Source organism: Treponema sp. OMZ 803, from assembly GCF_024181165.1.
In the GTDB taxonomy this organism is placed as follows: domain Bacteria; phylum Spirochaetota; class Spirochaetia; order Treponematales; family Treponemataceae; genus Treponema.
In genome coordinates this window covers 2,227,528-2,252,426 of record NZ_CP051195.1, presented here as the reverse complement: position 1 = coordinate 2,252,426, position 24,899 = coordinate 2,227,528, and the positions used below count along the sequence as shown (strand labels likewise).

Genomic DNA, 24,899 nt, shown 5'->3' with positions numbered 1-24,899 from the left:
TCAGTATCCTATTTATCAATTTATTTTATATCGATACGCGCTAATTTTGTGTCGGTTGCGAGGAATATCGTTCCTTGCTCCTGCATAAGAAAGATATTTTTTGAAGGAAAAGAGGTTCGGCCGACGACATAGAAAGGCGCTTCTATAAACGATAATGTTGAGCTTTGCTCCTGCTTGCTTATAATCGCCATAATATTCTTATATGGATTTTGACCAGCGGAGATAATCGTACCGCGTTGAGGTATAATACCTGAGATTAACCGATCGCAGTCGATAAAACCGATACCTTCGGCACACTCAAAGACAGCATTTTTCCCGTTTATATCGAAATCTACAAAGACCTGCCTGCGGAGATTCCCTTCCAAGTATCGATGGTGTACAATTTTATACTTGTTGCCGTCTATCCGTATGAGCAATACCCGCTGGCGGTCAATCCCGCATACACAGGCGGCAAGCTGTCCGTCTGCAGAAAGCGCTGCGCCCAGTATAACCTGATAGTCGCTGCCGCCCGGATAAAAGTCAAACACTACATTACCCGCAGAATCGAGGCTTACCAGCTTCCCGTCGGAAAATCCGATAATAACGCCGGCTCCGGTGCTGTGAAAGGCGGTAATCGGTGCGGTATGCAGATAACGCCACAGCGGTTTACCGTCTGCACCGTATTGTTTGACGGCGCTGCCGCCAGGCTCAAAAAGATAAAAGCGGTCTCCATCAACATATACAAACCCCTGCTCTTCGATAACGGTTATCAAAGAACCGTCGGGGCGGTAAATCGGCGTTTGGGCGGCATCGCTTCCGTATTCAGTCCACGCTGCGGACGAAGCCGAAATCCGCTGTGTAACGGGGAATGAGCGGAGCAATTCGCCGCCGGCAGTAAAATAACCGAATCTGTTCTCCGTAAGAAATACTTTAGGTTCTTTCCCGATAAATTGTTCCGCCGATACTTGCCTCTCTACGGTTTCGGCCGTATCGGTTATTCCTTCAAGTTCCGCCTGTGCGGTATCCGGCGTGATAGTGCGCACCCACACCGGCTGAAAATAAATATCCGAACCGAGGGGGACTGCCGCTGCAAATATGTATATGAATAAAAAAAGAATGGGAAAAATAATAAAACGATTATCGAATGCTGTCATTTTCATAGCTGATATGGTATAATAGTAGAATGAAAGATTCAAGTAAGTATGATCATCTCTTTGAACAAGCTCTGGAGGCAGCAAAAAATGCGTACGCCCCTTATTCTCATTTTAGAGTAGGCGCTGCATTACTGCTTGATGATGGAAGCGTCGTTACCGGTGTGAATGTTGAAAACCGTTCTTACGGATTGACTAACTGTGCCGAACGCACCGCTGTTTTTCGTGCCGTTGCAATGGGCAAAAGAAACTTTACTGCTATTGCAATCGCAACCCCCGATGCGGATTATCCGGTCGGGCCGTGCGGTGCGTGCCGGCAGGTGATCTCCGAGTTTATGAAGCCGGAAGCACCGGTTATATTCGGTTCTTCCGCCGATAATCGGATTGAAACAACCGTAAGTGGTGTCTATCCTTTCGATTCACTCCACGAGTTGCAACAGAAATAAGAAAACTTATCTGCTGATAAGAAAATTTAGATGCCGGAAAAAGGAGGAAACAATGCGGCAAGAACATGATCTTTTAGGATATCGGGATGTTCCCGATGAGGCATATTACGGCGTACAAACGCTCCGTTGTATGGAAAACTTCAATATTACCGGCGTGCATCTTTCCGCCTATCCGGGGTTTATCAAAGCCCTTGCGATGGTTAAGCAGGCGGCGGCACAGGCAAACTATGAATTGGGCTTGTTGGAAAAACCGACGGCAGAAGCGATTATCGCTGCCTGTAAAGAAATTATTGCCGGTAAACTGCATGATCAATTCCCTGCGGATATGATTCAAGGTGGTGCGGGAACGTCTACCAATATGAACGCAAATGAGGTGATTGCGAACCGTGCACTTGAATTGCTGGGGCATAAAAAAGGCGAATACCAATTCTGCCATCCGAATAACCACATCAACCTTGCACAGTCTACCAACGATGCGTATCCGACGGCAGCGAAGCTCGGTATCTGTTTACATACGGAGGGGCTGATTACCGAACTTGAAAACTTGATAGCTTCTTTCCGTCAAAAGGGAAAAGAATTCGGCGGGCATATCAAGATGGGGCGGACTCAGCTGCAGGACGCGGTTCCGATGACGCTTGGTCAGGAATTTGAATCGTATGCGGCAAGTTTAGAGGGAGAGGTGCCGCATATCCGGCATGCTGTTTCCGGCTTACTCGAAATCAATATGGGAGCAACCGCTATCGGTACCGGTATCAACAGTGATCCTGCCTATGCGGATTTGGTAACAAAACGGCTTGCAGAAATTTCGGGCTATCCTGTTACGAAGGCGAAGAATTTGATCGCCGCAACGAATGATACTACCTGCTTTGTTTCCTATTCGGGGCAGCTGAAACGTCTTGCAGTAAAAATTTCTAAGATATGTAATGACCTGCGTCTGCTTGGCTCAGGACCGCGCGCCGGCTTGAACGAAATACATCTTCCTGCAATGCAGCCCGGTTCGTCGATTATGCCGGGTAAAGTCAATCCCGTTATCCCCGAAGTGATGAATCAGGTATGTTTCCGCGTTATCGGGAACGACACGGCTGTGATGATGGCTGCCGAAGCGGGGCAGTTGGAGCTGAACGTTTTTGAGCCGGTTATTATTTACAGTATTTTGGAATCGATTTCGATTTTAAAGAACGGTATGTCCACGCTCAGGCAGCGCTGTATCGACGGCATCGAAGCGAATGTAGAGCGGTGCAAGGAACTGACCTATCGAAGTATCGGCTTGGTGACGGCGCTGAACCCGGTACTCGGCTACGAAATTTCAAGCGATATTGCCAAGACTGCGCTTAAAGACAACCGCAGCGTCTACGACCTCGTGTTGGAACGCGGCTTGTTATCGAAAGAAGCGCTCGACGAAATCTTAAAGCCGGAGAACATGACTCAGCCTAAGAAAATGAACAAGCTGTAAGAAACGGGGCTGTCCAAAAACCTCAGGTTTTAAATGTATAGCCTATCCTAACGCGAAAAAGAGCAGCGGTGCAGGCATCGCTGCTTGCGTTTGCTTTCTATTTATCCTTTTACGGCGCCGGCAGTTAATCCCCTAATAAAGTTTTTAGACATCGTGAGGTATAATACCAAAACGGGAATGGCCGACAAGGTAAGCACAGCTAAAATCCGAGACCAATCGGTCATATACTGTCCAAACAAGCGTGTTACGCCGAGCAGCAATGTCTTGTGTGCATCTTGGTTGATAAAGATAAGCGGGAACCATAAGTCATTCCAGAACGGAATAAGATTATAGATGGCAACGGTTGCAAGCGCGGGACGCAAAAGCGGCAGGATAATAATGGTAAAGACTTTGTTACGTGTCGCGCCATCAATAACGGCAGCCTCGGTCAGTTCAGCAGGAATTTGACGGATAAATTCAGTTAAGACGAATACGGCTATCGGCAGCCCCATCGCCGTATATACGGGGAATAAGCCCCAGAGCGTATTTAAAAGCCCCAGTCCTTTAATCAGCTGCAAAAGGCGGATACTCCCGATTTTGATCGGAAGCATCATCCCCGCGATAAAAAACAGATATAAAAAACGGGAAGCTTTACGTTTCCAGTTTACTAACGCATAAGACGCCATAGCGCCGAATAATAACACAAGAAAAATCGAACCGAGCGTTACAAAAAGGCTGTTGCGGAAATATAAAAAGAAGTCGCCGTCCGTTATAACCGACACATAACTTTCGAAATTCCATTTTTTAGGCAATCCGAAAGGGTCGGTATAAATGTCGAATTTAAACTTAAACGAATTGACAATCATCGTCCACAAAGGGAAAAGCACTAAAAACGTCCAAAAAATAAGTACAACATGAGAACCGAGATGCATTCTGTCACGTGAAAGAGAAGCTTTCATCCTATTTCCCCTTTACTTTAATTCTTGTCGCCTTGCGTCAAGCGTAGCATGATACCGACGCCGATCATCAGCATAATAAACGTTACCGTTGCAATTGCGGCTCCCATACCGGGATTGGGGATACCTACGGGGTGCTGCCCTGCAATTCCTACGCGATAAAAAAGCGTACCGATCAGATCGGTCGCATATTGCGGCGCACCGTTTACATTTTCCATCGCAAAAACAACGTCGAACGCATTGAAGTTATTTACGAATGTTAAAATTGCAACCATGCCGAGCACCGGTTTTATTAACGGGAGTTTTATATATCGAATTTTTTGCCAGCCGTTACAGCCTGCAATGTCGGCAGCCTCCAACAAATCGTCCGGAATGGTTTGTAAACCGGCTAGAATCATCATAGCGGGGATACCCACCCACTGCCACGATGATACCAACGAAATAGCTGTCAACGCATATTGCTGTTCACCGAGCCACGGTTTTATGAGCGTTTCAAGGCCGATATTTTTTAACAGGAGCGGCAAGGCACCCCACTGGGGGTTGAGTATAAGCTTCCATAAATATCCGGTAACCAAAATAGCCAAAGTAACCGGAATAAAAATAATCGTTTGATAAAAACGTGTCCACTTCATACCCTTCGCGGTGAGCATGAGCGAAAATGTAAGGCCTAAAACGTTTTGAACCAGCATGTGAATAAAGAAAAAATACCACGTATTGCTGAATGCACCCCAGTACCGGCGGGCATTTTCGGCATCACCAAAAAGAGCTTTATAGTTATCTAAGCCGACAAAGACATTTTTACCGGAGACCGAAGAACCGGAAAAAAAACTAAGCCTGATTGAATCCGCCAGTGGAAAAGCCATAAAGACAGTGTACACGACAAAAGCAGGCAAAAGATATATAAGCCATCCGTACTTATCACTTTTTTTAATATGCATATTTGCAACTCCGTCGCTCAAAGCAACATGAACGGAGGATGGGTTGCCTTAAAGGTTATTCGTGCGGAGGGTTTAATACCCGCCGTCCTCGGCAACGCTCTGCGTCGTAACAAAGGGTATTAAAGCCGACTGCAACCACCTTATAGAACATACAATGCGAAACGTTGAGCATTGTACCCCGACGCTTGCGTCGGGGGTGTTGATTTACCGTTTCGGCAACTCATCCCATCCGTATCGGATAAGAAACTAAACCTTAAGGTTTATACGATTTTGCAACCCCTGCAGCCAATGCATCGGCAGCTTGCTTAGCGGTTTTTTCACCTTTCATAACAGCGATAACGCCCTGATTCATCAGTACATAGCCGCTGGGGGATCCATCCATCCAGCGTTCCCATACAAAGCGTGCATCCTGCAGTTTTCCTGCGGTAAGCGCGAGAATTTCATTTGCGTGAGCATCTTTGATTTTGATGGGGGCATTAATCATCGGGAAAAAGCCGGTCGGCATAAATTCGGCGCAAACGGTTGCGCCCTGTACCGTACATAGCCATGCTAAAAAGTCTCTACATTCCTGAACATGCTTACTTGCCTTATTATACGCCATACCTGTGTCGGGATGGAAACAAACGGCTGCTTTTTTACCGGCAGGAGCGGGCGGTATAAACGTTCCCCAATTGAATGAAACGTCTTTAAATGCCCCGACATTCCACGATCCGTCTACCCACATGGCAGCCTGTCCGGTAGCAAACAATGCAATTGAATCGTTGTAGGTAAGAGCGGCAAAACCGTTGGGGCAATATTTTGCTACATCGGCCATTGCCTGAAAAGCGCTTACCATTTTAGCATCGTTCAAAGGTACCTTGCCCGACTGATATGCCATACGACCTTCGGCTCCACCGACAAAGCCCGGTAAAATACCCATCATAAAGCATTCATTAATGTCCCATTCGTCGGCAAGTCCGTTGGCGATCGGTGTAATACCGGCCTTTTTCAGCTTATCGCAGACAGCTAAAAAATCTTCCCATGTCTGTGGAACCGCAACTCCGGCCTTCTTGAATATGTCCTTATTATAGTAGACAACTTGTACAATTGCATTAAACGGGACGGCAAAGTTACGTCCGTCGGCGGCAGTCCATGGAGCACGATTCCCTGCGGTAAAGTTCGATTTTAAACCGGGAATGTCCGACACATCGGCAAAATAGCCATCCATAAGCAATTTTTCACCGGTTGCATACGAACGAGCATACATCAGATCGGGGCCGGTGCCGCTTTCAAGTTGCAGCCGCAACGTCGCATTGTAATCGACATTGATAGTCGGTTTAAATTCGATTGTTACATTCGGCTTTACCTTTTTGTACTCTTTAAGCAGCGCGCTGATCTGTGCAACGTCATCGGTACGCCAAGAACCCATCGTCAGCGTAACTTTCTCTCCTCCGCCCCCTTCATTTGCGCCGTTCGCAAAAACGGGAGAAAATGCCGCGAGTAAAACGCCGGCAAGCATCACAGCCGTGAATTTTTTCATAAAACACTCCTCCAACAAAACATTTATTGTCCGCCTAAAAGCGAAATTGGGTTTTGCAACGCAAAATCCGCAGTATAGCTTTAGCAGCGTTTACTATAGTATCACCCGTGAATTTCGATTTGTCAAGAAAAATCTATTTTCTTGTTTTACACTTGACAGATAATACGGAAACCGATATGATGCATCTCATATTTATGCCAACTTAGCTCAGCTGGCCAGAGCACGTGATTTGTAATCTCGGGGTCTAGGGTTCGAATCCCTAAGTTGGCTCATCGATATGGGGAGATTCCCGAGCGGTCAAAGGGGGCAGACTGTAAATCTGTTGGCTCCGCCTTCCAAGGTTCGAATCCTTGTCTCCCCATTTTTATTTCAAAAAAAATAAAGGCGAATATACCAGCTGAGGTTCGCCGGTTTTCATTTCTTATCGATTTTCCACTGTTTACGGATGACAAAAATGTGTCTCCTCTTGACTTAAAGTCCTAATTTAATTGTATTATGTATAGCAAACAGGAATAGATTCTTTAGGCCGTTAAAAAATAGAAGTTTTTGGATTTTTCAGTATTCCCTGTACAAGTCTTAACGGAGGCGGTTATGAATGAGTTTAACGGTGTGGCTGATACGATGCTTATACCGATGGCTGCGCGGATTTATGCGTCTAAACATTTTCCCGAATATTTTTATGATGGAACGGCTTTGTCGTTGGAATCAAAAATTCCGGCAGGAGCATTTGAGCGGATTTGGAAATCATCATCCCAATATACGATGCTGGCTTCAGTCGCCCGCTATTATAATTTTGACGAGATGATAAAAGGTTTTTATGACAAGCATGAAAAATGTAATATCATTAACCTCGGAGCCGGGTTGGAAACGGCTGCGTTTAGATTGCCTGCCATCAATGTTCCTTTTTACGAAATCGATTTACCGGAAGTGATAGAGCTGCGTAAAAATATCTTGGGAGCAAAAGAAAACGAAACGCTTATCGGTGCGGATATCTTTAAACTTGAGTGGGTAGAGGGTATAGACACTTCTCTTCCGTCTTTATTGGTCGTATCCGGTGTATTTCAATATTTTCGAGAAGAAAAGATAGTAACTTTTTTATCGGAGCTAAAAAAACGTTTTCCGAAGGGTGAATTGATTTTTGATGCGACAAACGCAATTGGTATAAAATATGCCAATAAATATGTACAAAAAACAGGCAATACTTCGGCGCAGATGTACTTTTATGTGGATGACGGTTCTGCTTTTGCCCGAAAATGCGATATGGAACTGATGGAGCAACGTACCTTTTATACCACTGCGCGGAAGATGCTGAAGCGTAAATTAAAACTGTATACCCGTATCGCGATGAAAGTATGTGACGATGGGGGAAGAACCATTATTTTGCATTTAAAACTGAATTAACCGGGTACTAAAATCGGATACCCACAAACTTTAGTTTTCCTCTTGTTCAATTAGGAAAAGTATGCAATAATAAGAAACAAATGGCTGTTAGTGTAAGACTCCCGGATATTTTGCGCACTTATGCTCTGCGCTTTAATAGTCCATTTGTTGGGATTAGCGAATTAACCGATTATTTACGAAAGTATGCTCAAAGAAACATAGCCGAAAAGCCTGATGTTGCTTCTTTCATTGATATATCGGAAACAAGATTGTTAACGGAGCTGGAAGCTCTTGAATCGGAAGGGAAAGTAGAGCTTATCGACGACAAACGGAAAGGTAAAGTTGTCTTTGTCCCATTCTATTTTCTCGATAAGGTGACACGTCAATACGAGATGATTCGTGAAAAACCTGAATTACCTTTTCCGCTTGCCAGCGCAATACCGCAGAATTTTTCCAAGCGTTTTCTCCGTTATATTAGAATCAATACCGATTTTACCGAGTTGCAGCCGGAACCGGAAAACGATACCTTTCTGTATCAGCTTATGTTTCCTGACGACACCCCTCCGCTTATTTTCCCGGGAAATTTTTCTACCGATCAAATGCTTGATCTTGCAATCGCAAAATTACGGTTCTTCTTTCAGAAGGATGAATTACGAGATTTTATTCAAAAAAAATTGATAACGGCAAACCCCGGAAAAGAGTATTCAATTAGAAAGTTTATCCTTACGATTCAGGCCCACTCGTCCGAAGCAATGTACACATTAAAAAAATCGGGTGATGTATATTTGTACTGGAGCTATCTTTGTTCCGTTGTAAAACAAGAATTTTCGAAGAAAACCGAAAAAATGAGCGATGAAATTACCATTTTGCAGGCTATCTTTATTATCGAATATCTGAATAACTATTATCGGAATAAGACGCAGCAGTCGCTTCAACGAGAAACTGCCCTAAAGAATCTCGATTTGGCACTTCAGAAACCTCCATATTATTTTAATAAGGCTGCCATTGTTAATTTTAAAGATTCCCGTGGAGTACCGTTGCTCGGGCAATATAGTCAAAGTGATCTTGAGGAATATATACAGGAAAAAACCGGTTCGGATGGAGATGCTAATTTACCCGATCTTCTCAGTTTCAAAACTCCTGATGGGGAGCGGTATTACATCATGTTGGATAAAACGGTACCATTAATTATCTCGCTGGTAAACGATAACCGAAAAAAATTGCGGGATGTTTGTTTAAAGAAATGGTATCAACAGCTGATACGGTTTGAACAATCCGATGCGATGCACACCGATTCGGCATTTAACCAGTTATTAAAAACTTTATGTGCGGAGTACGTACCGATATTGTATGCCTTACTGGGTGCCCCGTTTATTCCCATGCTTTCAGCTGACAAGCGTATTACGGAACATCAAGCGGCTGAGATTCGAAGAATATTTTCCCGCGACCGGTTATTATCCTATACCGACTTGTTTATGATGAACAGGCAAGAACTTTTAACGGATGCAAAAATTCTATTGCCTTTTTGGTATACGATTCCTATCATATCTTCTATTATCGCTTTCTTTATGCGACCAAAGAAGACACGTCGCTCCGCCCGGATGGGAAATTCTAAAGCTGAATCCTTGCCACAACAACCGGGGACCACTAATAAAAAAATTTCACCACGGGAAATTGCGAGTGAATTGCAGGCTGAGTTTATTCCCGCAAATAAAAGTTTACAGGACTGTATTATTGAGCAGCTTGATCTGTGGAATACAATTATCGATCCTGCAATTAGAAAGCAAAATACCGATGATGTTAACTCCTTTATCAGAGATCAGGTAAAGATAGCACATAGAACGCAGTCTTTTACCAAGCTGACATCCGACCGTATTCGTAATTTAGCGGATGCAATTGTCAGTACGCCCGGTTTGGCAAAAGTAAAAAATAAAGGGGCGTTAAGGCTTTATACGGAATATTATATATTGTGGCTTGTGCTGCACTCTGTGTAATGAGATAAGTACACCGGATGATCGGTAAACGATGCATTTCATATTTTATGGAGGAAATTGGTATGGCTATACTACATTTAAATCAGGAAAATTTTGACAAGGCAATCAACGGTGCCGAAACGGCATTGGTAGATTTCTGGGCTCCGTGGTGCGGGCCTTGTAAGATGCTTGGCCCCGTTTTTGAAGAAGCGGAAAAGGAAGTTAACGGAAAAGCTGTTCTTGCGAAGGTTAATGTAGACGAACAGCAAGATCTTGCAGTAAGATTCGGCGTTACCAGTATCCCGACGCTCATCCTTTTCAAAAACGGAAAAGAAGTTAAACGCTCTCTCGGATTTATTGATAAAGCCAAGATACTGGCATTACTCTAATAAGCAGACAGTCATTCTACCCCGAGGCAAAGTATCGGGGTATTTCCCCCTCTGCATCAATAAGAACATATTTTAGGAAATACCGACCGGTTGAGCGGTTTCATCTTACGGAACCGCCGGTCTTTAGATACCCGCCTTATGTACCCGTTTTAACGAAAGCGTTTTTTTTGTTTCCAATGATATCCTTGCAATAATGCCGCAGAATATCGCTTCTCCGCTTTCCGGTATGTTGAAGGTTTGCGGGGTAAGCGTGAGGCTTCGGGCTACAGCAGCCTCAATAGAGCTGCCGATGATCGAATGGAATGCCCCTATCATACCTGCATCGCTAATGTAGCCGGTACCTCCTGTGAGAATACGTTCATCGGCGGTTTGCGTATGGGTATGAGAGCCGAACACACAGGAAACACGCCTGTCAAGATAATACGCGAGGGCTTCTTTTTCCTGTACCGATTCCGCATGGAAATCCACCATAACTATGCCGTCAGTCTGTTCCGCTAATAAACGGTCAGCCGTTTGGAAGGGACAATCGATCGGGCGCATGTTTTCCCTTCCTTGTATATTCAGTACCGTCAACGTACCCTGTGGTTTACGCACGGTGATGATACCGCTGCCCGGCGCAAGCGGGTAGTTTGCGGGGCGCAGTATCCGTGGTTCCTGTCCGAAACCGGCTCGTAAGTCAAACCGCTCCATACTGTGATTTCCACCGGTAATAACATCAACTCCGGCAGCAAATAACCGCGCGGCTTGTCCCAATTCTATGCCGGAGCCTTTCGCCGCATTTTCTCCGTTTACGATTATAAAATCAAGTTTTTCAGCTTTAATCAGCTCCGGAATCACCCGTACTGCAATATCGACGCCCAGCGTTCCGCAAATATCTCCGCCGAAAAAAAGAGTCAGTTCATCACCCATTATGCAATCTACCGCTTAAAGATTTCGTACACTTTTTTGAGGGCGGCGGCGAGGGCATCGATGTCTTCCTGCGTGTTGTAGATACCGAGGCTTGCGCGGCAGCAGGAGTTGATGCCCATATATTCCATTAGCGGCTGCGTGCAGTGGTGTCCGCTCCTGACCATAACGCCTTGCTCATCCAGAATATACGCAGTGTCGTGCGAATGGACGTCTTTGACGTTAAAGGCAACGGTCGGTACCCGCCGCTGTGCATCCGTATAGTACGCTTCCACAAAGTCGAGGCTTTTTAAAGCAGTCAAGAGTGACCGGTGCAATCCTTCCACATAACTATGCAATTCTTCAAGCCCGAGTTTTTTCAAAAAGTCGATACTCAACTGTAAAGAATGAATCGCAGCGGTATCCAAGGTACCGCCTTCGTACTTTGCGCCGCCCGCTTTAAACTCACTGGTTTGCTCACCGACGAATTCAATCATGCTGCCGCCGTAGAGGAAGGGCGGCATTTTTTCGATAAGTGTGCGCTTGGCATACAGCACTCCGGCGCCGAACTCTGCATAGAGCTTGTGTCCCGAAAACGCGAGAAAGTCGCAATCCCATGCCGCAACATCATGCGGAAAATGCGCAATAGACTGAGCCGCATCGATAACGGCGACGGCGCCGTGCTTATGCGCTTCCGTGATGATCTCCCGTACCGGAAAGACAACCCCGGTGGTATTGACAGCGGCGGTTACCGCTACAATCTTGGTACGGCTGCCGAGCAGGGCTTTAAAACCTGCCATGTCGAAGTTGCCGTGTTCATCAAGGTAGACATACCGCAGCGCGGCGCCGGTTTTTCGTGCAACGAACTGCCACGGGATAAGGTTTGCATGATGGTTGGCAATCGAAATGATTATTTCATCGCCGGCATGAAGCTGCTCTAATCCGTAGCAGTATGCAATGATATTGAGCGATTCGGTCGCATTCTTGGTAAACACCACCTCGCCGGAATCGTCGGCGCCGATAAAACCGCTTACCGCAGTGCGGGCGGCTTCAATCAATGCAGAGGATTCCATCGCAAGGGTATGGGAGCCGCGTCCTGCATTTCCGTTGCTGCGGGTGTAGTACGCCTGTACGCCGTCGAGCACTGCCTGCGGACGCTGCGCAGTTGCGGCAGCATCCAAATAGTGAATATTCCGATTTTGCAGTAACGGGAAGTATTGTCTATACATAATCTCTCTCCAAGGTAAACGCATCAGATATTTTGTTGTATTCCCCGCAGAATAAGTGAGCTTGTCCAACCAGAATTTCGCCGCGTTGCGTCTCAAATGGTCGCCCAATCTCACTTATTCTGCGACTTTTACCTATTCATCTGATGCGTTTATCTTTTTTCTAAAAAATAAGGCGCGAAATTTTATGTTATAAAATTTCGCGCAAAAGGAAGGCAACCGTTTTACCTATTTCCGATGCGGTTGCCCTATATTCGCCGCCCCCATTTTGCCTTGAGCACTGTCTGACGCCGCTGTTTCGGTGCCGGATGTTGCTGTTCCGATTTTGGATGCGGCTGTTTTATCCGCTTGAGCCTGAATCTGCGTTGATAGGCGTGCATCAAATTCTGCGTTCAGCCGGTTCCTTATTGCTTCATCAGGAATACTGTTAAAGACGGGGCGGAAGGCTGCGTCGATAATCAGTTTTTTTGCGCTGAGTTCGTCGAAGCCGCGGGTCATTAAATAGTAGAGTTTTTCTTTGTCGATGGCGGCAAAGCTCGAGGCATGCTCCCCGATAACGTCATCTTCATCGCAGAAGATAGTCGGGATGCTCGCGCCGACGGCATTTTTATCGAGCATGATGCTGTTATCCGCAAAGCGAGCGACGGAGGCTGAGCAGCCCTTATTCAAGAAAATATTGCCGCGGAAAACCTTATGCGCCTCGTTTTTGAGCGCGCCGCGGGCTTTTATCTCCGATAGCGTGCTCTTGCCGTTGATAATCAGATTATGTTCAAGATCCATCCGGCGCGTTTTATCGACAAAGTACAGCGGGAAGATGTACACTTCCGCCCAATCTTCCTGCATATAGGAAGAATAGGACACGCCGCTTTTTTGCGAACCGAGCTGTATGTCGTGAACGGTTACCCGTGCTCTTTCGCCGACATCCATCCGCACCGTTTCAAAATTGAGCGCGGTGTCTGCAAAGTTTTGAATTTTGATAATTTCGACTGCGGCATGTTTTCCAATACGGATACTGATAAGTCCGTTCCGATACGATTGCAGCGCGGGGGCTTTTTCGTCGGTATCGAAGTACAGGATGAGCCGCGTCGCAGCGTTATCCGCTATGTCGATATAGCTCCGGTCAAACAACACGGAATGCGCCGCGTCAACGGTGAAGTGCACGAAAAAGTCTTGACCGGCAGCACCGACGACGCCGGCAAGATTGCCGCTGTCTTTACCGCTTTGAGTATTGCCGCTTTCGGTCTTATCGTATTTAGCTTTATCAGCTTCAATTTTGAGGTAAAAGCCGCTGTTCCGCTTTGCCTGCACCTCAGCGGTAAAACGCTTCCCCAGCCCGCAGTTTTTTTCGCGCGGAGACTTTTCGGTGTTGAATATTTTTGCAATCTGCTCCGCACTGCATGTTTTGAGGAAGTCTTCAATCGGTAGATACTGTGCGGTCTTAGACTCCGTATGAAAAAAGATACCGGAAAAAGGAGCCGTCGGTACATCCTGTATATGATAATCGAGCCGTTTAAAATAGTTGTCGTTTCTCATCAGCCTATCGTTCCCTCCAGCTCAATAGAAATAAGGTTATTCAGCTCGACGGCATATTCGAGCGGAAGCTCTTTGGAGATCGGTTCGACAAAGCCTTTGATAATCAAGGATTTAGCTGTCGCTTCGTCGAGGCCGCGTTGCATCAGATAAAAGACCATCGAATCGCTGATACGCCCGATCTTCGCTTCGTGTCCGATGTCGGCATCATCGGTATGGCTTTCGATAATCGGGATGGTGTCGGTGCGGGACTCGTTATCCAGCATCAGGGATTCGCATTCGGCGAGCGCCTTTGCGCCGGTTGCATCCTTACCGATGACCAGCAAACCGCGGTAGTTCGACTCACCGCCGTTTTTCGCAATGGAGCGCGAGTGCATTTCGGACACGGTGTTCTTACCGATATGGACGGTTTTAGTACCGGTGTCGAGACACTGCCCCGCGGAAGCGAAGGTAACACCGGTAAACTCGGAGCGCGAGCGGTCGCCTTTCAAAATACTCATAGGATAGAGCATTGTTACGCGCGAGCCGAACGAGCCGGACACCCATTCGATAGCGCCGTCTTCTTCTACGATTGCCCGCTTGGTATTCAGGTTGTAAAGGTTGCGCGACCAGTTTTCGATCGTGGAATAGCGCATGGTCGCCTTTTTGCCGACATACAGCTCGACGGCGCCCGCGTGGAGCGCATTTTTATAGTACTTAGGTGCGCTGCATCCTTCGATAAAGTGCAGATAGGCGCCCTCATCGACGATAATCAGCGTGTGCTCAAACTGTCCTGACTGGTTCGCGTTCAGTCTGAAATAGGATTGCAGCGGCAGCTCTACCTTGACGCCCTTGGGTACATACACAAACGAACCGCCCGACCATACCGCACCGTGCAGCGCCGCAAACTTATGATCGTTGGGCTTTATCAGCTTCATAAAATGCTCGCGGACAAGATCACCGTACCGCAGCACCGCCGATTCCATATCGAGGTACACAACCCCTTGGTCTGCAAGGTTTTTCTGCAGGCTGTGATACACTACTTCCGAATCATACTGGGCACCGACGCCTGCCAGCGAGGTTTGTTCCGCTTTGGGAATACCGAGCCGGTCAAAGGTCTGTTTTATCTCTTCCGGTACCTGATCCCAGTCGGTCGCCATCGGCTTTTCGTCCGAAACAATGTAGTGAATAATCTCTTGAATATTGAGGTCGGAAATATCGGCGCCCCAGTCCGGCATCGGCCGTTCAAAAAAATACTGCAAAGATTGCAGCCTTAGGTCGAGCATCCACTTGGGTTCCAGCTTGCGGGCAGAAATCTTCCGCACCACATCTTCATTCAGCCCCATACCGGTGGAATACTGATAATCGATTTTGTCCTTTATATCGTAAATGCCCCGCTCAATATCGGAGACGAATGTACGCTTCCGCGTTTGGAACAGGGGCGAACGGGAATCTCTAAAATCATTACTCATAGCCGCTCCTACATCCCTGCGTATCCGTGCTTTTGAATATGCTCTACCAGCTCGATGCCACCAGTCTTTACCAGTGATCCGTTAATCAACACGTGGACATAATCGGGCTTTAAGTAATCGAGTACCTTGCTGTGGTGAGTGATGATTAAGATGCCCATATCCGGCGTTTTGAGTTTTGCAACGCCCTCAAATACAATTCTGGTGGCATCGATATCCAGTCCTGAATCCGTTTCGTCCAGAATGGCAAGCTTGGGCTGCAAGACTGCAAGCTGGAGAATTTCGTTCTTTTTCTTTTCGCCGCCGGAGAAGCCGACGTTCAAACTGCGGTCTGCATACTCGGGATTGATACTGAGCGATTCCATCAACCGAAGCAGCTCCTTGTGGAAGGTGAGCGCCGGTATTTTTTTACCGGTGACGGCTTCCTTTGACGCGCGGAGAAATTCTTCGACCTTTAAGCCGGGAATTTCTTCGGGATTTTGGAAGGAAAGAAAGATTCCTTTCCGTGCCCGCTCAAAAACAGGCAAATCGTTGATCAATTCCCCTTCAAAAAAAATTGAGCCTTGGTCAACTTGAAAGACGGGATTACCGACAATCGCTGCAGCAAGCGTAGATTTTCCGGCGCCGTTCGGCCCCATAACTACGTGTATCTCGCCCGCGTTGACGGTCAAGTTCAAATTATGCAAAATCGGCTTTTCATTCACCGACAGATGTAAATTTTCTATATGTAATAGCGGTTTCATACGCAACTCCTTCGTGTGAAATACATAAGTAAAATATTATAACAAGATGCAAAATACGTTACAAGAGTTTTTTTTTGCACAGAAAGGAGCCGCCGCTTAAAATATTCCCGGTGCATTTATTCATGGTCAGCTTGCTTAAAATCGGCGAATATGCTACATTCATTCCGTTGTTTAAAAACGGACGATTAACTCAGTGGTAGAGTGCTACCTTCACACGGTAGAAGTCACTGGTTCAAACCCAGTATCGTCCATTTTATCTTTCTCATCCTTTACTACAATACTACAATTCAATGTTGCTACAATCCGATGTCGATTTAATTAAACTTTTAAGATTTGCGCTGTGCCCTGCCGAAGCATCATATCCGCAAGCACAATGGCAACCATCGCGTCGATAACAGGCATGATCCGCCGATAGAGGCAGACATCATGCCGTCCCGTAATAGCATGACTTATGCGGTCTCCGCTTGCAGTTTCCATTATCTGTTCTTGAGCGATTGAAGGCACCGGTTTTATGACTGCCTGAAACACAATGTCTTTTCCGTCGGAGATGCCGCCGGCAATTCCCCCGTGATGATTTTTATCGACAGCATTTGCCTCCGAACCGGACATACGCGCCAGCTGAAAGCCAGCCCCGAATGCAATACCCTTAACGCTGCCGATGGACAGCACCGCCTTTGCGAGTTCCGCTTCAAGCTTATCAAAGACCGGCTCGCCGAGACCGGCAGGAACATTCCGTACCGTACATTGCACAATAGCACCGGCGGAATCGCCTGCCTGCTTAATCGAAGCGAGTTTACTGTTTATTTCCGAAGGGAGTTCATCCGTTGCAGAGATCGGGTTACAGGGGATACCTGCAATTTCTATTGCTGAGGTTTGGATAGTGATCGGGAGGGTAGTGCCATGCTGCAGGCGGTTTTCTCCGTCAGCGGATGTGCTGCCGTCCAGCGGTTTACCGCCAGTCTTGCACACAGGATACTGCGCAGAATACGGTATCGAACAATGTGCCAGCACTTTTTTTGCGATAACACCGGCGGCAATCCGTGCAGCGGCTTCACGCCCCGATGCGCGTCCGCCGCCGCGCCAGTCGCGGCGGCGGTATTTTGCCTCGTAGGCAAAATCCGCATGACCGGGACGGTATAGGTCTTTTAGTGCTTCGTAGTCATGCGGACGCGCATCGGCATTGCGCAAAAGCACCGCAATCGGCGTTCCGAGGGTTTTGCCGTCAAATACGCCGGAAAGGATTTCGGGGGTATTCGGTTCCTGCCGCGCTGTTTCAAAAGTACCCGAAGGCCGTGCCGTATTAAACGCAGCGGTAAAATCTTCAAGTTCCAGCGGAATGCCGGCGGGACACCCATCGACGACAACGCCGATTGCGGCTCCGTGGCTTTCGCCGAACGTAGTAACTCTAAAGATTGTTCCGAATGTATTTCCTGCCATGGCAGTATCTTATTCTAAATATCAGCAGAGCACAAGATCGCCTTTATGGTAACCTTTCAGACTTTGTAAATGTTTTATCAATTGTCGATACATACGACTAAATATTTTTACAGGAGAATAATATGAAGAATTTTAACCGTACTTTACGTATAAGTGCAACAGTCGGTTTTATTTTGGTGCTATGCTGCTTGGCGTTTGCTGTCTATGCGAAGGATAAAGATAAAAACAAGAAGCAGGGGATCAGCTACGAGGCCGACATCGACTATCCCGTTTTTGAAAAAGAACCTCTTCTCAATGCCCAAGTTTCCGATGTTGTTCAGAAGGCTCTTGAAGCCTTTAACAGCGAATTCTTTTCTGCGGAAGCGCCCGCCTATCCGCAAGGTTTTCAATTCGATATTGACAGCAGTTCGGTATATGAGGATTCGAAGCATATCAGTTTTCTCTTAACTGTCTATCAATATGTCGGCGGCGCAGCACATGGTAGTACCACCCTTATTCCGATAACCTACAGCAAGCAAACAAAGAAACTGCTTTCATTGGAAGAAGCTTTGCAACCGGCAAAAAAAGACTGGCTTGCAGCTCTTTCAACTGAGGCACGTAAACAGCTGAATGCTCAAGTTCAAAAGAAGACCTTTAGCTCCGACGAGGATTGGATTAACAGAGGCACGGAACCTACAAAAGAAAATTTTGCGGTCTTTAAGCTTGAAAAAAATTCCGTCCGCATTGTCTTTAGTCAATACCAAGTCGGGCCGTATGCTTCCGGTATGCCGGAAATTGTTGTTCCCCGCTCGTTGTTTAAGTAGGTTTTTACAGCGTAGATTTTTTACAACATTATGATATGATACCGGTATGGATCACGTATATTCGATACAAGAGATTACCGGCATTATCAAATCGCTTTTTGAGCAAAATTTTACCTCCCTCCGCATCGCGGGGGAGATTTCCAACTGCCGCCCTTCAAGCACCGGGCACCTCTATTTTACCCTAAAAGATGAAAAAGCCGCATTGCAAGCGGTTATGTTTAAAGGCCGTACATGGACACTCGGCTTTGAGCCGAAAGACGGACTCAAGGTTATTGTATCAGGTTCGCTGTCGGTATATGAGCAGCGTGGTTCGTACCAGATAATCGTCGAAACGATGGAGCTTGCCGGAGAAGGCGCTATTCTGAAAATGCTGGAAGAGCGGAAGCAGAAACTTGCGCGCGAAGGCCTTTTTGACCGAGACAGGAAGCGCCCGTTGCCGTTTTTTCCGCTCCGTATCGCCGTGATTACCAGCCCAACGGGCGCCGCCCTGCGCGATATCCTCACTGTACTTTCGCGCAGGAACCGCACGGTAAGTGTTACCGTGCTTCCCGCTCCCGTTCAGGGAGCGGAGGCGGCGCCTGTGCTGGTACGCCAGCTGGAAACCGCCAATCGGTATAAACTCGGGGAGCTTATCATTATCGGAAGAGGCGGCGGCTCTTTGGAAGACCTGCTCCCCTTCTCCGATGAAGCAGTTGTCCGCGCCGTTGCCGCTTCGGAAATTCCGGTTATCAGCGCAGTCGGGCACGAAATCGACTGGGCACTCACCGATTTTGCAGCGGATGTGCGCGCACCCACGCCGTCTGCCGCCGCCGAGCTTGCCGTACCGGTCTTAGATGAAATTACCGATACCATCACTCAAATACAGTCCGATATGCTGCGTAGTATCGGCAGCGCTTTGGAAAGAATACGGCTTACGATTAAAGGGTTTACACCGGAGTCGCTTGAGATGAAATTCCGCCGTATCGAGCAGCCGCTTTTAATGCGCCTTGACGATGCGAAAGAAAATCTGCTGTACACAATGCAGGCGCGGCTGACTAACACAAAGCACCGGCTCGCCTTACTAATCCGAACCATTGAAGGGGCAAACCCGCAGGAGATCCTCAACAGAGGATATTCTATCGTCTACAATCGGCAGACGGGACTTGTGCTCCGCCGTGCGCAGGATGCGGTAGCTGCCTGCTCACTACGCATTAGGCTTGCCGACGGCGAAATCAAAGCCACTGCTCAAGGACAGTGGGATACACATGAGTCCTAGAGATTCGTAGGAAAAAAATTTTTTCCTATGTCGATAAAACGGAGTGTCTATGTTATTAACCATAACGGCGGAAGGAGAAAATGCCGCAGCTTTAAGCTTTTTGCTGCACAAGCATCCCGATAAATTACAGCAGGTTGAGCTGTCAGTCGGTGCTGCATATATATTTTATCCGGAGTGTGAAAAAGAAAAAGTGACAGCAGCTCTCCTTTTGGATATTGATCCCATCGGGATGGTACGCAACGCAAAGAATTTTGCCGGGAAAGATTTTTTACTGGGGCAGTATGTCAACGACCGGCCGTATGTTGCGTCTTCTTTTATGAGCAGCGCAATTTCAAAGGCGTTTTCGAGTGCGATGAACGGTAGCTGTAAAGAGTATCCTGAATTTATCGATATGCCGCTTGCCTTAACCGCAAAAATTTCCGTGCTGCCGGCGCCGCGGGGCGGTGAACTGTTGATTAAACGGCTTTTTGAACCGCTCGGGTACACAGTTGAAGCAGAACGGCACCTGCTCGACACGCAATTTTCCGAATGGGGCTACGGAAAGTATTTTACCCTGACGCTCAAAAATACCCTGTCGCTGAAAGAATTGCTGTCGCATCTCTATGTGCTCATTCCTGTTTTGGATAATGAAAAGCACTATTTTATCACACAGAATGAAGTTGAAAAATTGCTGCAAAAGGGCAAGGGCTGGCTTGAGCAGCACCCTGAACGGGAAATTATTGTTTCGCGGTATTTAATCAACCTAAAATCGCTGGTGCGTTCCGCCTTTGAAGTACTGCAGGCAGTGGAAGACGGCATCATACCCGACACTGATAATGAGGCTGAGCAAGATGAACTTACGAAAATAGAAGATACTGCTGCCGCTCACACTCAGCTGCAAAAAGTAAAAAAAGAGCGGCTCCATGACATACGGCTCAAACTTGTCACAGAAAAATTAAAGCAGAGCGGGGCTGCAAGCGTTATTGATTTAGGCTGCGGCGACGGCAAGCTGCTCAGACTACTCTTGAAAGAAAAGCAGTTTACCCGGATTGCCGGCACTGATGTTTCGTATTCGGAATTAGAAAAAAGCCAAGACAAACTCCACTGGAACGAAATGCCTGAAAAGCAGTGCGAGCGGCTTTCGCTCTTTCAAAGTTCACTGACCTATCGGGATAAACGGTTCAGCGGGTTTGATGCTGCAGCCGTTGTTGAGGTAATAGAACACCTCGATCCCAACCGCTTGCCTGCGTTGGAAAAATCTCTGTTTACCTACGCAAAGCCTCAGACCATTGTGCTGACTACGCCGAACCGGGAATACAATGTACGGTACGAAAATCTTTCAGCAGGAAAAGTGCGGCACAGCGATCACCGGTTTGAATGGACTCGATCGGAATTTGCAGCATGGGCGGAACGGGTTGCGCGTGAAAATAATTATACGGTTGCATTTTTCCCAGTCGGTGAAGAAGAAGAAAACATAGGAGCGCCGTCTCAGATGGCGGTATTTACGTATGGAAATTAGAATACCAAAAACAGCCTTAGTACTGCTCGTGGGTGCTTCCGGCTCAGGCAAGAGCAGCTTTGCTAAAAAACATTTCGCCCAGTATGAAACCGTTTCGTCGGATGCGTGCCGCGGTATCGTTTCCAATGATGAAAATAATCAGGCAGCCTCAAACGATGCCTTTGAACTGTTCTATTATATTATTTCGATGCGGTTGAAAAAAGGCTTACTCACGGTTGCGGATGCGACAAATATTCAGCCTGATGCACGGAAAAAGCTCATCAGCATTGCCCGTTCTTTTCACGTACTGCCTGTTGCTATCGTCTTTGATATGCCGCAGGAGTTATGCGAAACGAGAAATCAACAACGCACAGACCGGAACGTTCCGCCTCATGTTATCCGGCGGCAGCTGCAGGATTTAAAGCGTTCCCTCAAAAGTATAAAAAAAGAAGGCTTTAAAAAACTCTACACATTCCGGTCGGAAGAAGAGGTCAATAACGTGCCCGCGATTGTGCGGGAGAAGCTCTATAACGATAAGGCTGAACTGCATGGCCCCTTCGATATTATCGGGGATGTACACGGCTGTTACGAAGAGTTGATTGAGCTGCTGCAAAAACTCCGCTATATAATAGAAGAAATAGCAGATGACGGCACTAACTACGGGTTAAAAGTCAGTCATCTTGAAAACCGCACGGTCATTTTTTTAGGTGATTTGATTGACCGAGGCCCCGCATCGCCCGCCGTACTCAAACTGGTTATGAGCATGGTCAGAAGCGGTACAGCGCTCTGTGTTCCGGGCAACCATGATATGAAGCTCCACAAAAAACTCACCGGAAAAGCAGTGCAGGAAAAACACGGCTTGGCTGAAACACTCCGGCAGCTTGAAGGTGAACCCGATGCATTCAAGAACGATGTAAAAGAATTTTTGTACGGGCTTGTCAGTCACTATGTGTTGGATTCAGGCAAGCTCGTGGTTGCCCATGCGGGGCTCAAAGAGGAGATGCAGGGACGCGGTTCGGGAGCGGTACGCTCGTTCTGTCTGTATGGAGAAACTACCGGAGAAACGGATGAGTTCGGCTTACCGGTGCGGTACAACTGGGCAGCGGAATACCGCGGACGTGCAAAGGTTGTGTACGGGCACACCCCTGTGCCATCCGCACAATGGCTGAACAACACCATTGATATTGACACAGGCTGTGTCTCCGGCGGCTCCCTCACCGCGCTGCGCTACCCCGAAGAGGAACTCGTTTCGGTACCGGCGCACACAATGTACTGCGAACCGGTAAAGCCGCTTGAGGCTGAATGCTGCGGAACAGGAAGCGCACTGATACACGAAGTCGCGGCAACTACAGCGATGAATAGGGTTGAACCTGCAAGCAGCAACACTGCACACAATACGATCATGTCATTGCAGCAGCAAGATGATGATGTGCTCGATATAGAAGACGTAACGGGGCGGCGGATTGTTCAAACACGGCTGAAACACAACATTTTGATTCGGCAAGAAAACTCCATCGCTGCCCTTGAAGCGGTGAGCAGGTTTGCAGTAAACCCCAAGTGGCTTATCTACCTGCCGCCTACCATGTCTCCCTGCGAAACAAGCGCACTCGACGGCTTCTTGGAATATCCCGCCGAAGCAATCGGCTATTACAAAAGCCGCGGGGTTCAAGCGGTGGTTTGCGAAGAAAAGCACATGGGTTCCCGTGCGGTACTCGTTATCTGCAAAGATGAACAAACCGCAGCGCACCGATTCGGCATTACCGGGGAAGGCTTTGGTATCTGTTATACCCGCACGGGGCGGAATTTCTTTAACGAACCGGAAACCGAACAAGCGTTTCTAACAAAGGTACGGGATGGGCTTACCCGCTCAGGCTTTTGGGAAAAGCATCAGACCGATTGGGTGTGTCTGGATGCAGAACTGATGCCGTGGTCGGTAAAGGCGCAAAGCCTTATTCAGGCGCAGTATGCAGCAACGGGATCAGCGGCGCTCAATGCACTTGCGGAAGCGGAAGCCATGCTGCGTGTAACGGCACAGCGCGGTATAGAAGGCGCTCACGAGATGCTGCATACCTTTGCAGAGAAAAAGCAGGCAGCGGAAAAATTTGTTTCCGCATACCGCGCCTATTGCTGGGAGGTTACCGGCATTGATGATTACAAACTTGCGCCGTTCCATATTTTAGCAACGGAGGGAGCTGTTCATGCCGATAAAACCCACCAATGGCACATGGAACAGATCGCCGAGATATGCCATGCGGATTCCACGCTTTTTAAGCTAACGCCGTATAAAATAGTGCATTTGGACAATGAGGCGGAAATTGCCGATGCGGTAAGGTGGTGGCTTGAGCTTACAGGTAAGGGCGGCGAAGGAATGGTGGTAAAGCCGTATCAATTTACCGCTTATGGTACGGACGGTATGCTTTTGCAGCCTGCCGTAAAATGCCGCGGGAAAGAATATCTCCGGATTATCTACGGGCCGGAATATTGCAAGCCGGAAAACCTTACCCGGCTTAAAAAACGGGGACTTGCAAAAAAGCGGAGCCTTGCCCTCCGGGAGTTCGCCCTCGGTATCGAAGCGCTCGAACGCTTTGTACGGAAAGAACCGCTCCGGCGTATTCACGAAAGTGCATTCGGCGTACTTGCTATGGAAAGTGAGCCGACCGACCCGCGGCTGTAAACACAATCGACATCTCCGACGCAAAGTGTCGGGAGCTTAAACCCTCGTATGGATAATATTGACAACCGTACTCTTTTTATTTACAGTTAAAAAAAGAGTTATAGAACACAAAGAATAGCCGCAGTATTATTTAAAGGCTTTTCTCCGGTGTGTTCCACTATTTTAAGGAGATAAACATGAAAGTAGCTATTAACGGATTCGGCAGAATCGGTCGGCTTGTGTTCCAGGCATTGGTTGAACAGAATTTGCTTGGAAAGGATAAATTTGATGTCGTTGCGGTTGTCGATCTTTCAACCGATGCAAAGTATTTTGCCTATCAGCTTAAATATGATTCCGTACAGGGCAAGATGAATGCCGAAATCGGTACAAAAGGCGATGATGTACTGGTGATTAACGGGCATGAAATCAAATGCGTCTCCGGCAAGGGCTTAACCCCTGCTCAGCTTCCGTGGAAGGAATTAGGCATCGATCTCGTTATCGAAAGCACCGGCTTGTACACAAACGAAAAAGCCTACGGCCATTTGGAAGCAGGTGCAAAGAAGGTTATTATTTCCGCGCCTGGTAAAAGCGCTGACGCCGCAAAGCCCATTAAAACCATCGTTATGGGTGTAAACGAAAATGAATATGATCCTGCAAAACATCACGTTGTTTCCAATGCAAGCTGCACCACCAACTGTTTGGCACCTCTTGTTCATGTCATTTTAAAAGAAGGTTTCGGAATTGAAACGGGATTGATGACAACGATCCACTCTTATACCGCAACACAGAAAACCGTTGACGGTGTTTCGATGAAAGACTGGCGCGGCGGACGGGCAGCTGCTATCAATATTATCCCGTCTACGACCGGCGCTGCTAAAGCTGTCGGCGAAGTATTACCTTCAACAAAGGGCAAGCTGACCGGTATGTCATTCCGCGTACCGACTCCCACCGGTTCGGTTGTCGATTTAACCTTCCGTGCAACAAAAGATACCTCTATTGAAGAGTTGGATGCAGCATTCAAGAAAGCTTCCGAAACCTATATGAAGGGGATTTTAGGCTATTGCAACGAAGACATCGTTTCCACCGATATTATTCACGACAAACGATCTTCCATCTATGACAGCAAGGCAACGCTCCAGAATAACCTCCCGGGCGAAAAGCGCTTCTTTAAAGTAGTGTCATGGTATGATAACGAGTGGGGATATTCCAACCGCGTTATCGACCTGCTCAAATTTATGAATAAATAATTTTTCTGCAGTACTGCAGAAATGAATGCGTG

20 protein-coding genes and 3 tRNA genes are annotated in these 24,899 nt (G+C 47.3%); 13 read left to right on the top strand and 10 right to left on the bottom strand.

The window, feature by feature from the left end; translation table 11 throughout:
• Positions 1-20 precede the first annotated feature (20 nt).
• Entirely contained in the window at positions 21-1,139 is a 1,119-nt protein-coding gene (locus tag ABH09_RS10230; protein WP_253714305.1) for a PQQ-binding-like beta-propeller repeat protein, read from the bottom strand.
• 23 nt (positions 1,140-1,162) lie between these two features.
• Between ABH09_RS10230 and ABH09_RS10225 the strand changes: the two genes are divergently transcribed.
• Positions 1,163-1,576 (top strand): cytidine deaminase, encoded by a 414-nt coding sequence (locus tag ABH09_RS10225; RefSeq protein WP_253714304.1) that lies wholly within the window; start codon positions 1,163-1,165, stop codon positions 1,574-1,576.
• Positions 1,577-1,628: 52 nt separating this feature from the next.
• Complete coding sequence (gene aspA, locus ABH09_RS10220) at positions 1,629-3,029, top strand: aspartate ammonia-lyase (RefSeq protein ID WP_253714303.1); 1,401 nt, start codon at positions 1,629-1,631, stop codon at positions 3,027-3,029.
• A gap of 101 nt (positions 3,030-3,130) precedes the next feature.
• Here the strand turns inward: aspA and ABH09_RS10215 are convergent, their stop codons facing one another.
• The 3 genes from ABH09_RS10215 to ABH09_RS10205 form a co-directional block, all read right to left on the bottom strand.
• Positions 3,131-3,967 carry a carbohydrate ABC transporter permease gene (locus ABH09_RS10215; RefSeq protein ID WP_253714302.1) on the bottom strand — a complete coding sequence of 279 codons (837 nt, stop codon included), beginning with the start codon at positions 3,965-3,967 and terminating at the stop codon, positions 3,131-3,133.
• 17 nt (positions 3,968-3,984) lie between these two features.
• On the bottom strand, positions 3,985-4,902 hold the full coding sequence (locus ABH09_RS10210; RefSeq protein WP_162664215.1) for a carbohydrate ABC transporter permease: 918 nt from the start codon (positions 4,900-4,902) through the stop codon (positions 3,985-3,987).
• Between the two features lie 253 nt (positions 4,903-5,155).
• On the bottom strand, positions 5,156-6,421 hold the full coding sequence (locus ABH09_RS10205; protein WP_162664214.1) for an ABC transporter substrate-binding protein: 1,266 nt from the start codon (positions 6,419-6,421) through the stop codon (positions 5,156-5,158).
• A 196-nt stretch (positions 6,422-6,617) separates the two neighbouring features.
• Between ABH09_RS10205 and ABH09_RS10200 the strand changes: the two genes are divergently transcribed.
• The 5 genes from ABH09_RS10200 (at position 6,618) to trxA (ending at position 10,163) form a co-directional block, all read left to right on the top strand.
• Positions 6,618-6,691 (top strand) — tRNA-Thr (locus tag ABH09_RS10200).
• Positions 6,692-6,700: 9 nt separating this feature from the next.
• A tRNA-Tyr gene (locus ABH09_RS10195) sits at positions 6,701-6,782 on the top strand.
• Positions 6,783-7,012: 230 nt separating this feature from the next.
• Positions 7,013-7,822, top strand: a complete 810-nt coding sequence (locus ABH09_RS10190) for a class I SAM-dependent methyltransferase (protein WP_162664213.1) — start codon at positions 7,013-7,015, stop codon at positions 7,820-7,822.
• 80 nt (positions 7,823-7,902) lie between these two features.
• Positions 7,903-9,795 (top strand): hypothetical protein, encoded by a 1,893-nt coding sequence (locus ABH09_RS10185; protein ID WP_253714301.1) that lies wholly within the window; start codon positions 7,903-7,905, stop codon positions 9,793-9,795.
• A 62-nt stretch (positions 9,796-9,857) separates the two neighbouring features.
• Complete coding sequence (gene trxA, locus ABH09_RS10180; RefSeq protein WP_253714300.1) at positions 9,858-10,163, top strand: thioredoxin; 306 nt, start codon at positions 9,858-9,860, stop codon at positions 10,161-10,163.
• Between the two features lie 123 nt (positions 10,164-10,286).
• Here the strand turns inward: trxA and ABH09_RS10175 are convergent, their stop codons facing one another.
• The 5 genes from ABH09_RS10175 to sufC form a co-directional block, all read right to left on the bottom strand.
• On the bottom strand, positions 10,287-11,072 hold the full coding sequence (locus ABH09_RS10175; RefSeq protein ID WP_253714299.1) for a TIGR00282 family metallophosphoesterase: 786 nt from the start codon (positions 11,070-11,072) through the stop codon (positions 10,287-10,289).
• Positions 11,073-11,080: 8 nt separating this feature from the next.
• Entirely contained in the window at positions 11,081-12,277 is a 1,197-nt protein-coding gene (locus ABH09_RS10170) for a SufS family cysteine desulfurase (RefSeq protein ID WP_253714298.1), read from the bottom strand.
• Between the two features lie 225 nt (positions 12,278-12,502).
• On the bottom strand, positions 12,503-13,807 hold the full coding sequence (sufD, locus tag ABH09_RS10165; RefSeq protein ID WP_253714297.1) for a Fe-S cluster assembly protein SufD: 1,305 nt from the start codon (positions 13,805-13,807) through the stop codon (positions 12,503-12,505).
• Complete coding sequence (sufB, locus tag ABH09_RS10160) at positions 13,807-15,255, bottom strand: Fe-S cluster assembly protein SufB (protein ID WP_162664209.1); 1,449 nt, start codon at positions 15,253-15,255, stop codon at positions 13,807-13,809. The genes sufD and sufB overlap by 1 nt, the downstream gene beginning before the upstream one ends.
• 8 nt (positions 15,256-15,263) lie before the next feature.
• Entirely contained in the window at positions 15,264-15,995 is a 732-nt protein-coding gene (gene sufC / locus ABH09_RS10155) for a Fe-S cluster assembly ATPase SufC (protein WP_253714296.1), read from the bottom strand.
• 179 nt (positions 15,996-16,174) lie between these two features.
• Between sufC and ABH09_RS10150 the strand changes: the two genes are divergently transcribed.
• A tRNA-Val gene (locus tag ABH09_RS10150) sits at positions 16,175-16,246 on the top strand.
• Between the two features lie 67 nt (positions 16,247-16,313).
• On the opposite strand, the gene aroC is transcribed toward ABH09_RS10150, so the two are convergent.
• Positions 16,314-17,432 (bottom strand): chorismate synthase, encoded by a 1,119-nt coding sequence (aroC, locus tag ABH09_RS10145; protein ID WP_253714295.1) that lies wholly within the window; start codon positions 17,430-17,432, stop codon positions 16,314-16,316.
• Between the two features lie 122 nt (positions 17,433-17,554).
• Here aroC and ABH09_RS10140 point away from each other — a divergent pair, with 122 nt between their 5' ends.
• The 5 genes from ABH09_RS10140 (at position 17,555) to gap (ending at position 24,867) form a co-directional block, all read left to right on the top strand.
• Positions 17,555-18,235 carry a DUF3298 and DUF4163 domain-containing protein gene (locus ABH09_RS10140; RefSeq protein WP_253714294.1) on the top strand — a complete coding sequence of 227 codons (681 nt, stop codon included), beginning with the start codon at positions 17,555-17,557 and terminating at the stop codon, positions 18,233-18,235.
• 46 nt (positions 18,236-18,281) lie between these two features.
• A complete protein-coding gene (xseA, locus tag ABH09_RS10135) occupies positions 18,282-19,490 on the top strand; it encodes an exodeoxyribonuclease VII large subunit (RefSeq protein ID WP_253714293.1) in 1,209 nt (402 codons plus the stop codon).
• A gap of 49 nt (positions 19,491-19,539) precedes the next feature.
• Positions 19,540-20,988 carry a 3' terminal RNA ribose 2'-O-methyltransferase Hen1 gene (locus ABH09_RS10130; protein ID WP_253714292.1) on the top strand — a complete coding sequence of 483 codons (1,449 nt, stop codon included), beginning with the start codon at positions 19,540-19,542 and terminating at the stop codon, positions 20,986-20,988.
• On the top strand, positions 20,978-23,641 hold the full coding sequence (locus ABH09_RS10125; RefSeq protein ID WP_253714291.1) for a polynucleotide kinase-phosphatase: 2,664 nt from the start codon (positions 20,978-20,980) through the stop codon (positions 23,639-23,641). The genes ABH09_RS10130 and ABH09_RS10125 overlap by 11 nt, the downstream gene beginning before the upstream one ends.
• A gap of 176 nt (positions 23,642-23,817) precedes the next feature.
• Positions 23,818-24,867, top strand: coding sequence for a type I glyceraldehyde-3-phosphate dehydrogenase (gap, locus tag ABH09_RS10120; protein ID WP_253714290.1), 1,050 nt, complete (start codon positions 23,818-23,820; stop codon positions 24,865-24,867).
• The last annotated feature ends 32 nt before the right edge of the window (positions 24,868-24,899 follow it).